This window comes from Pseudonocardia sp. KRD291 (assembly GCF_019263595.1).
Lineage (GTDB): Bacteria > Actinomycetota > Actinomycetes > Mycobacteriales > Pseudonocardiaceae > Pseudonocardia.
This window is the reverse complement of the sequence record NZ_JADQDD010000265.1, coordinates 1-8,426: the sequence shown is the minus strand read 5'-3', so window position 1 is coordinate 8,426 and position 8,426 is coordinate 1. Positions and strand designations below refer to the sequence as shown.

General features: G+C 72.4%; 8 protein-coding genes. 6 read left to right on the top strand and 2 right to left on the bottom strand.

The window, feature by feature from the left end; translation table 11 throughout:
• The 5 genes from I4I78_RS26350 to I4I78_RS26330 form a co-directional block, all read left to right on the top strand.
• Positions 1–756: CocE/NonD family hydrolase (locus tag I4I78_RS26350; protein WP_218614191.1), on the top strand; the 756-nt coding region annotated here is incomplete at its 5' end.
• Between the two features lie 65 nt (positions 757–821).
• Positions 822–1,469, top strand: a complete 648-nt coding sequence (locus tag I4I78_RS26345) for an ABC transporter permease (RefSeq protein WP_218614190.1) — start codon at positions 822–824, stop codon at positions 1,467–1,469.
• Positions 1,470–1,506: 37 nt separating this feature from the next.
• Positions 1,507–2,649 (top strand): ABC transporter ATP-binding protein, encoded by a 1,143-nt coding sequence (locus tag I4I78_RS26340; protein ID WP_218614192.1) that lies wholly within the window; start codon positions 1,507–1,509, stop codon positions 2,647–2,649.
• A gap of 1 nt (position 2,650) precedes the next feature.
• Positions 2,651–3,451, top strand: a complete 801-nt coding sequence (locus I4I78_RS26335) for an ABC transporter permease (protein ID WP_218614189.1) — start codon at positions 2,651–2,653, stop codon at positions 3,449–3,451.
• A 28-nt stretch (positions 3,452–3,479) separates the two neighbouring features.
• Complete coding sequence (locus tag I4I78_RS26330) at positions 3,480–4,472, top strand: glycine betaine ABC transporter substrate-binding protein (RefSeq protein ID WP_218614188.1); 993 nt, start codon at positions 3,480–3,482, stop codon at positions 4,470–4,472.
• Between the two features lie 85 nt (positions 4,473–4,557).
• On the opposite strand, the gene mihF is transcribed toward I4I78_RS26330, so the two are convergent.
• Together mihF and I4I78_RS26320 are read right to left on the bottom strand one after the other, a co-directional pair.
• On the bottom strand, positions 4,558–4,869 hold the full coding sequence (mihF, locus tag I4I78_RS26325) for an integration host factor, actinobacterial type (RefSeq protein WP_130289030.1): 312 nt from the start codon (positions 4,867–4,869) through the stop codon (positions 4,558–4,560).
• Between the two features lie 300 nt (positions 4,870–5,169).
• Positions 5,170–6,564 (bottom strand): NAD(P)/FAD-dependent oxidoreductase, encoded by a 1,395-nt coding sequence (locus tag I4I78_RS26320; protein ID WP_218614187.1) that lies wholly within the window; start codon positions 6,562–6,564, stop codon positions 5,170–5,172.
• 245 nt (positions 6,565–6,809) lie between these two features.
• On the opposite strand from I4I78_RS26320, the gene asnB reads away from it, so the two are divergent.
• Positions 6,810–8,426 carry an asparagine synthase (glutamine-hydrolyzing) gene (gene asnB, locus I4I78_RS26315; RefSeq protein ID WP_218614186.1) on the top strand — a complete coding sequence of 539 codons (1,617 nt, stop codon included), beginning with the start codon at positions 6,810–6,812 and terminating at the stop codon, positions 8,424–8,426.

Here is an 8,426-nt window from a genome sequence, read left to right as displayed (position 1 = left end):
GAACCGGTGCGCTACCACGTCGGCGGCGAGAACCGGTGGGCCTCGGCGGCGTCCTGGCCGCCGCCGGGACGCGGGACGGCCTGGCTGCTCGGCTCCGGCGGTGACGCCCGCTCGGCCTCCGGTGACGGGTCCCTGCACCCGGCCACCGGCGTCACCCAGGGGCCGGGCGCGCAGGGGCCGGGCGCGGCGTCGGACACCGTGCGCGCCGACCCGCACGACCCGTTCCCGACCTGCGGCGGCGCGTTCCCGGCCGCCGCGCTGGGCCCGGACGGCATCCAGGACCAGCGTGCGGTCGACCATCGCGCCGACGTGCTGGTCTACACCTCGCCGACGCTCGCGGAGCCGGTCTCCGTGGCCGGCGTCCCGCGTCTGGAGCTGGCGCTGTCCAGCACCGCCCCGGACGCCGACGTGTGCGTCACGCTCGTCGACGTCGAGCCGGACGGGTTCGCGCTGCCGGTCGCCGAGGGCGCCGTGCGGACCCGCTACCGGCTCGGTGGCACCGCGGACTGGCTCGCCCCCGGCGAGCCGGTCACGGTACAGGTGGCGTTGCACGACACCGCGCACACGTTCCGCGCCGGGCACCGGATCCGGGTGCACGTGGCCGGCGCCTGTTACCCGCGGCGCAGCCGGAACCTGCACACCAGGACGGTCCCCGAGCTCGGCACCGCCGGGGAGGCGGTCGTCGCCGAGCACACCGTGCACCACGACCCGTCGCAGCCGTCCCGGCTGGTGCTGCCGGAGGTCGGGGCCCGGTAGACCGAGCGGGGACACGCCGTGACCGGGACGCCCCGCCTGCCTGATTCGCCCGGAATACTGCCCGCATGAGTTTCTGGGAGTACCTCGCCTCCAACTACCTGGAGGTGATCGGGTACACGTTCGAGCACGCGGTGCTGGTCCTGCAGGGCCTCGCACTGGCGGTGCTGGTCGGCGTCCCGCTGGCGGTGCTGACCTACCGCACCGGTCTCGGCCGCGCGGCCGCCGTCAACAGCGCCTCGCTGATCATGACCATCCCGTCCTACGCGCTGTTCGGCCTGCTCATCCCGCTGCTCGGCCTGGGCACCGCGCCGGCCATCGTGGCGCTGACGCTGTACGGGCTGCTGCCGGTGGTGCGCAACGCGATCGTCGGCCTGCGGGAGGTCGACCCTGCGGTGACCGAGTCGGCCCGCGGGGTGGGGATGGACCGCCGACGGCTGCTGCTCTCGATCGAGCTGCCGCTGGCCTGGCCGGTGGTGCTGGCCGGGGTGCGGGTCTCGGCCCAGCTGCTGCTGGGTATCGCGGCGATCTCCGCGGCGGTGAACGGGCCGGGGCTGGGCAACCTGATCCTGTCCGGCCTGTCCTCGGCCGGGACACCGTTCGCGGTGTACCTGGCTCTGGAGGGAATCCTGGGGATCATCGTGCTGGCGGTCGTGTTCGACGCCGCGATCGCGCTGCTCACCCGACTGACGACGACGAGGGGGGCCCGTGCCTGAGAACGGACGCACCGACACCGGACCGACGGCGGAGCCGATGATCCGGCTCGAGCAGCTGACCAAGCGCTACCCGGGCCAGGACCGGCCCGCCGTGGACCGGCTCGACCTCGACGTGCCGCCGGGGGAGATCGTGGTCCTGCTCGGCCCGTCCGGCTGCGGCAAGACCACCACCATGAAGCTGATCAACCGGCTGATCGAGCCGACGTCCGGCACGATCCTGCTCGACGGCGAGGACGTCACCCGGGCCGACCCGGACGCCCTGCGCCGCCGGATCGGCTACGCGATCCAGCAGACCGGGCTGTTCCCGCACCGCAGCGTGGCCGACAACGTCGCGACGGTGCCCAGGATGCTCGGCTGGGACCGCAAGCGGGTCGCCGGGCGCGTCGACGAGCTCCTGACGCTCGTCGGCCTGGACCCCGACACCTACCGGGGGCGGCTGCCCAGACAGCTCTCCGGCGGGCAGCAGCAGCGGGTCGGCGTGGCCCGGGCCCTGGGCGCGGATCCGGAGGTGATGCTGATGGACGAGCCGTTCGGCGCGATCGACCCGCTGACCCGGGAGACGTTGCAGAACGAGTTCCTGCGGATCCAGTCCGAGCTGGGAAAAACGATCGTGTTCGTCACCCACGACATCGACGAGGCGGTGAAGATGGGCGACCGCATCGCGATCTTCAACGCCGGCAGCGGGATCGAGCAGTACGACACCCCGGAGCGGATCCTCACCGAGCCGGCGACCCCGTTCGTCTCCGAGTTCGTCGGTTCCGGTGCGGCGATCAAGCGGCTGACGCTGTCCCGGGTCGGCGACGTGCCGGTGCCGGACTGGCCGAGCATCGGCCAGGACACCCACCGCGACGAGCGTGCGGCCGCGGTGCGGGCCGGCGCGCGGGAGTTCCTGCCGCTGCTCGACGCCGACCGGCGCCCGCTGGGCTGGGTCCCCGCGGACGCGAGCGGCGACGTCCTCGACCGCGGCCTGCCGATCGTGACCCGGATCGGGCCGGGCGACTCGCTGTTCGCCGCCCTGGACGCGATGCTGGCCGCGAACTCGTCGGCCGTCGTGGTGGTCGACGACGCCGGTGCCTACCGGGGGGTGCTGGACCTGGAGACGATCCTGTCCACGGTGCACACCGACGCCGGGCCCGCCGTCCCGCGCCCGGGCACCGTGGCGACACCGGGGACGGTCTGAGATGGCCGTGGTCTCCGAGCAGGGCGCCGCGCCGGCCGCGGGCGGCACCCCGGGCCCCGGGACGAAGGGCCCCCGGGCGAGGTGGGCGACCCACCTCGTGCGCCCGGCGATCGTCGTCGTCGCGCTGGTGGTGCTCTACCTGTACGTGTCCTCGCGGCAGCTCGACTCGATCGAGCGGCGCAGCCTCAACGCCGCCTACATCCTGAGCCGGACCTGGCAGCACGTGCAGCTCACCGCGATCGTGTCGGTGATCATCCTGCTGGTCGCCGTCCCGCTGGGGGTGCTGCTCACCCGGGACGGGGTCAGCCGCTTCTCCGGACCGGTCCTGACGCTCGCCAACATCAGCCAGGCGATCCCGTCCATCGGGTTGATCGTGCTGTTCGCGGTCGCGTTCCTGAGCCTGCCGGTGTACGCGATCGCGGTGCTGGCGTTCGTGATCCACGGCGTGCTCCCGATCGTGCGCAACACGATCGCCGGGATCGGCCAGGTCGACCGGTCGGTGATCGAGGCCGCGCGTGGGATGGGGATGACGAAACTCGGCGTGCTGGTGTCGGTGGAGCTGCCACTGGCGGTGCCGGTGATCCTGGCCGGGGTGCGCACCACGCTGACGATCACCACCGGCACCGTCGCGCTCGCCACGTTCATCGGTGCGGGCGGGCTCGGCGACATCATCTCCAACGGCCTCGCCTCCAACCGGAACATCGTCCTGGTCACCGGCAGCGTGCTGGTCGCCGCGCTCGCGCTGCTGATCGACTGGCTGGCCGCCATCGCCGAGGACAACCTGGCCCCCCGTGGCGTCTGACGTGCGCCGGACGAAGGAGATGACACCCGTGTCCCGACCCATCCCGCGCCGGGCGCTGCCGGGGCTGCTGCTCGCGGTCGCCGCGGTGACCTCGGGCTGTTCCGGCGCCGCGGCCGCGGCGCTGCGCCCACCCGTCGAGCAGCTGCGCGGAGGTTCGCTGGCCCGCGAGGTGGACCTCTCCGGTGCCCGCATCACCGTCGGTTCCAAGGAGTTCACCGAGCAGAAGATCCTCGGCAAGATCCTCGACTACGCGTTGCAGGCCGCCGGCGCGACGACGGTCGACCGCACCGGACTGTCCGGGTCGTCCATCGTGCGCTCCGCGCTGGAGACCGGCGCCATCGACGCGTACTGGGAGTACGCGGGGACCGGGTGGTCGTTGTTCCTCGGCCACGACGACCTGATCCCGGGCGAGCGGGAGCTCTACGACGCCGTCGCGGCCGAGGACGCGCAGCGCAACGGCATCGTGTGGCTCGGCCCCGCGGCGTTCGGCAACCAGTACGCGGTCGCCCGGCGCAGCGACGTGTCTGGGCCGCTGGCGCAGGTCCGGACGCTCTCGGACATGGCGGCCTACATCCGGCCGGACCCGGACCGGGCGACGTTCTGCGGGGCCGCGGAGTTCCTGGACCGGGCCTGGGAGGACCTGCAGCGCTCCTACGACGCGTACTTCCCCGCGTCGCAGGTGTACCAGAACGACTTCGCACTGAACTTCGTGAACGTGGCCCGGAGCAGCCCGTGCGACTTCGCGGAGGTGTTCACGACCGACGCGCGGATCCGATCGCTGAACCTGACCGTGCTCGCCGACGACAAGGGCGTGATCATCACCCAGCTGGCGGGCCTGACGGTGCGGGCGCAGACCCTGGATCAGTACCCGCCGCTGCGGACGCTCGTCGCGCGGCTGGCGCCACTGCTGACCGTCGACACCATGATCGAGCTGAACGGCCTGGCGGACCTGCAGGGGCTCAGCGAGGACCAGGTGGCCCTGCGTTTCCTCGCCGACCGGGGGCTGATCGGCCGCGGCTGAGCGGCGCCGTCGCACCCGTCCCGGACACGACACCGGCCCGGTCCCCACGAACTCGGGGCCGGGCCGGATCGGTGTGCCGCGAAGGTCAGCCGACCTTCTCGATCAGCGCTGCGCGCTGGCGGTCGCCGAGGCCGGCGGCGCGCCGGGAGACGTCGATGCCGGTCTCCTCGAGCACCTTGGTGACCTTGGCGGGCCCCCAGCCGGGGACGCTCTTGAGCAGGTCCGCGACCTTGGTCTTGCCGACGATCTGGTCGGTCTTGGCCCGACCGAGCACCGACGGGATGGTCTCCTCGCCGCTCGCGATCTTGTCGCGGAGCTCCTTGCGGGCGGTGCGCGCGGCGGCCGCCTTCTTGAGCGCCTCCTGGCGCTGTTCGGGGGTCAGGGTGGGCAGTGCCATCGCTGACAACTCCTCTCGGTTCCACGCACCCGGAGCGGGTGAGCATGATACGACTCGCGGATCGCCGTACAGACTGGCAGAGCCGTGATCGGTACCTGCGAGAACCCCCAGTTCACCGGCGTGTCGCCCGCTCCCGGGACCCCGCGAGGCGACCGGTATGCCCGATTCTCGGGCCGACGACGACCGCTCGCCGCAGGCTCCGGATCGTTCACCACCTGCCGTGCACGGACGGTGACGCACCGCAGGTCAACGACCTCGTGCGTGCGCCGCGCCCGGTCGGGTCGGGAGCCGGGAGGCGGGTCAGGACGCGGCTTTGGGGATGTCGCGTCCGAAGTCCTCGGTGCTGCGCTGTTCGGCGGCGCCGTGGTGCTCGGCGGCGATGCTCTCGTCGTAGGACGCCTGCACGCTGATCAGGCGGTGACCGCGGTTGCGGGCGTAGCGCAGCGAGCGCACCCAGTTGTAGAGCGTGCCGAACCGGTTGCCCCAGCCGATCAGGAACATCACGTGCACGTAGCACCACATGAGGTAGCCGAGCCACCCGGTGACCTTGACCCCGAACGCGTCGGCCACGGCCTCGCGGGCGCCGATGGTGGCCATCGAGCCCTTGTCGAAGTACTTGAACGGCGCGGGCGTGGTGTCGTCGCCGCTGCTGCGGGCAGCAATCAGCTTGCCGACGTAGGTGCCCTGCTGCATCGCCACCTGGGCGACGCCGGGCAGGCGGTCGATGGTGGAGACCATGTCGCCGACGGCGTAGACGTCGCGGCGCCCGGGCAGGCTGCAGTCCGGGTCCACGGCCAGCCGCCCGGCGCGGTCGACCTCGGTGCCGGTGGCCTTGGCCAGCATGGCGGCGAGCGGGGAGGCCTGCACCCCGGCCGCCCAGACCTTCGTCCGGGCCACGATCCGCTCTTCGCCCTTGGGGTTCCTCACCGTGATCGAGTCGGCGTCGATGTGGGTCGCCATGCTGTTCAGGCGGACGTCGACGCCCTTGTCCTCGAGCGTCCGGTGCGTGTAGCGCTGCAGCTTCTTCGCGAACGGCGGCAGGACGGTCGGGGCCCCGTCCAGCAGGATGATCTTCGCTTCGCGGGTGTCGATCGAGCGGTACTCCCGCGGCAGCACGTAGCGGGCCAGCTCGGAGAGCTGCCCCGCGAGCTCCACCCCGGTCGGGCCGGCGCCGACGACGACGAACGTCATGTACGCCTCCCGCTCGGCCGGGTCCCGGGAGACCTCCGCGAGCTCGTAGGCCCCGAGGATCCGGCTGCGCAGCATGCGCGCGTCCTCGATCGTCTTCATGCCGGGGGCGTGCTCGGCCCACTCGTCGTGCCCGAAGTAGGCGTGCGTCGCGCCGCCGGCGACCACGAGCGTGTCGTAGTCCAGGTCCATGTGCTGGCCGTCCGGCGCGGCAGCGTGCACGACCTTGCGCTCGAGGTCGATGTCGCCGACCTCGGCCAGCAGCGTCCGCACGTTGCGCTGGGTCTTGAGCACCCGGCGCAGCGCCGGGGCGATCAGGCCGGGGGACAGGATCCCCGTCGCGACCTGGTAGAGCAACGGCTGGAACAGGTGGTGGTTGGTGCGGTCGATCAGCGTGATGTCGACGTCGGCCCTGCGCAGCGCCTTCGCGGTCTGGACACCGCCGAAGCCGCCGCCCACGATCACGACCTTGTGCCGCTTCTGCTGGTCGTGCTCTGCCGTCGCCACGTCGTCCGCCCCTCGGTCGGGTCGCGCGCGCCTGCGCGCTCCTGGTCCGCCGGGAAGGCGGCCTCCGCGACGGGTGCCCGGGGGCCGATCCGGTCGACAACTGCGGCGACATCCGACCCGGCCACCCACAACGGTACGAACGTGGCACGGCCCGGGCAAACTCGGGCGAGTCATTCGGGGGCACCGATGCCCAAACTCACAGCGCCGGAGCGGCCCGGACCTGCGGACCGTGGGATGGTGGACCCATGTGCGGGATCGTCGCGGCATTCGGTGACATCGACCACGGCCGGCATTCCGGCAAGTACGAGCGGATGCTCGCCCAGGTCGCGCACCGCGGCCCCGACGACACCGGCGTGCACGTCGAGACGTCCGCGTGGCTCGGCCACCAGCGCCTGTCGATCATGGACGTGAGCGGCGGGCACCAGCCGATGGCCGACGCGGCCGAGTCCGCGTGGATCGTCGGCAACGGCGAGATCTACAACCACGAGCGGATCTCCTCGGCGTTCCCGGACGGCACCGTGCGCACCGGGTCGGACACCGAGGCCGCGTTGCACGCGGTGATGCGCGACGGCCAGATCGCCGTCGGCTCGCTGAACGGCATGTTCGCCGTGGCGATGGCGCGTACCGACGGCAGCGGCCTGGTCGCCCGGGACCCGATGGGGGTCAAGCCGTTGTACTGGATCCCCCCGGGCGAGAGCAGCGGACGCGGAACGAGAACCAGCGCCGCCGTCGACGAGTCGGTGCCCTACACCTCGCCGGACCCGGACGCGACGGTGCTGTTCGCCAGCGAGCTGCGCGCCTTCGACGTCGAGGACCGGCCCTACGTGGAGTCGTTCCCGCCCGGCTGCCTGTGGAGCCCGTCGTCCGGGCTGGTGCGCTACGCCGACGCCGTCCCGGTCGAGGTCCGCCCGGCCCGGCGCGCCGAGCACCCGATGTGGGACAACGTCGTGCTCGACCAGATCCGCGAGGCCGTGATCGCCGCGGTGAAGCGCCGGATGATGAGTGATGTCGGCGTCGGCGTGTTCCTCTCCGGTGGTCTCGACTCGGCGCTGGTCGCCGCGATCGCCGCGCCGCTGGCGCGGGCCAGGGGCGAGGTCCTGCCGACGTTCGCGGTCGGCACCGAGGGGTCCGGCGACCTGATCGCCGCCCGCAAGGTCGCCGCGCACATCGGCTCGGACCACCACGAGATCGTGGTGACGCCCGAGGACATCAACACCGCGCTGGACCAGGCCGTCACCGTCATCGAGCACTACGACCCGGCCCTGGTCCGCAGCGCGGTGCCGAACCTGCTGCTGGCCCGGGAGGCGTCGAAGAAGGTCAAGGTCGTGCTCACCGGCGAGGGCGCCGACGAGCTGTTCGCCGGCTACTCCTACATCCACGACGAGTCCTACGCCGACCCGGACACCCTGCACGCCGAGCTGGTCCGCTCGCTCGAGCAGCTGCACCACCTGAACCTGCAGCGCTGCGACCGGACCACGATGTACTTCGGCCTGGAGGCCCGCGAGCCGTTCCTGGACTCCGCGCTGGTCCGCACGGCCCTGGCCCTGCCCCCGGAGTGGAAGCAACGCCCGGACGGACGCCCGGAGAAGGCGATCCTGCGCGAGGCGTTCACCGGCTGGCTGCCCGAGGACCTGCTCTGGCGGGGCAAGGAGCAGTTCGGCGACGGATCCGGTGCCGGCACCGTGCTCGCCGAGCTGGCCAGGGGAAAGGCCCGCGAGGCCGACACCGGCGCGATCCCGGAGCAGCCCGAGCACAGCTGGGCGCTGCGCAGCGATGAGGAGTTCCTCTACTACGAGATCTGGCAGCGCAACTTCGAAGGCATCCGCCCCGACCACACCCTGGGAGCCTTCGCCACAGCCTGA

Excerpts from the sequence above, each read along its gene's own strand:
- I4I78_RS26335 (WP_218614189.1), top strand. The coding sequence starts at position 2,651 with ATGGCCGTGGTCTCCGAGCAGGGCGCCGCGCCGGCCGCGGGCGGCACC.
- I4I78_RS26340 (WP_218614192.1), top strand. The coding sequence starts at position 1,507 with ATGATCCGGCTCGAGCAGCTGACCAAGCGCTACCCGGGCCAGGACCGG.
- I4I78_RS26345 (WP_218614190.1), top strand. The coding sequence starts at position 822 with ATGAGTTTCTGGGAGTACCTCGCCTCCAACTACCTGGAGGTGATCGGG.
- asnB (WP_218614186.1), top strand. The coding sequence starts at position 6,810 with ATGTGCGGGATCGTCGCGGCATTCGGTGACATCGACCACGGCCGGCAT.
- mihF (WP_130289030.1), bottom strand. The coding sequence starts at position 4,869 with ATGGCACTGCCCACCCTGACCCCCGAACAGCGCCAGGAGGCGCTCAAG.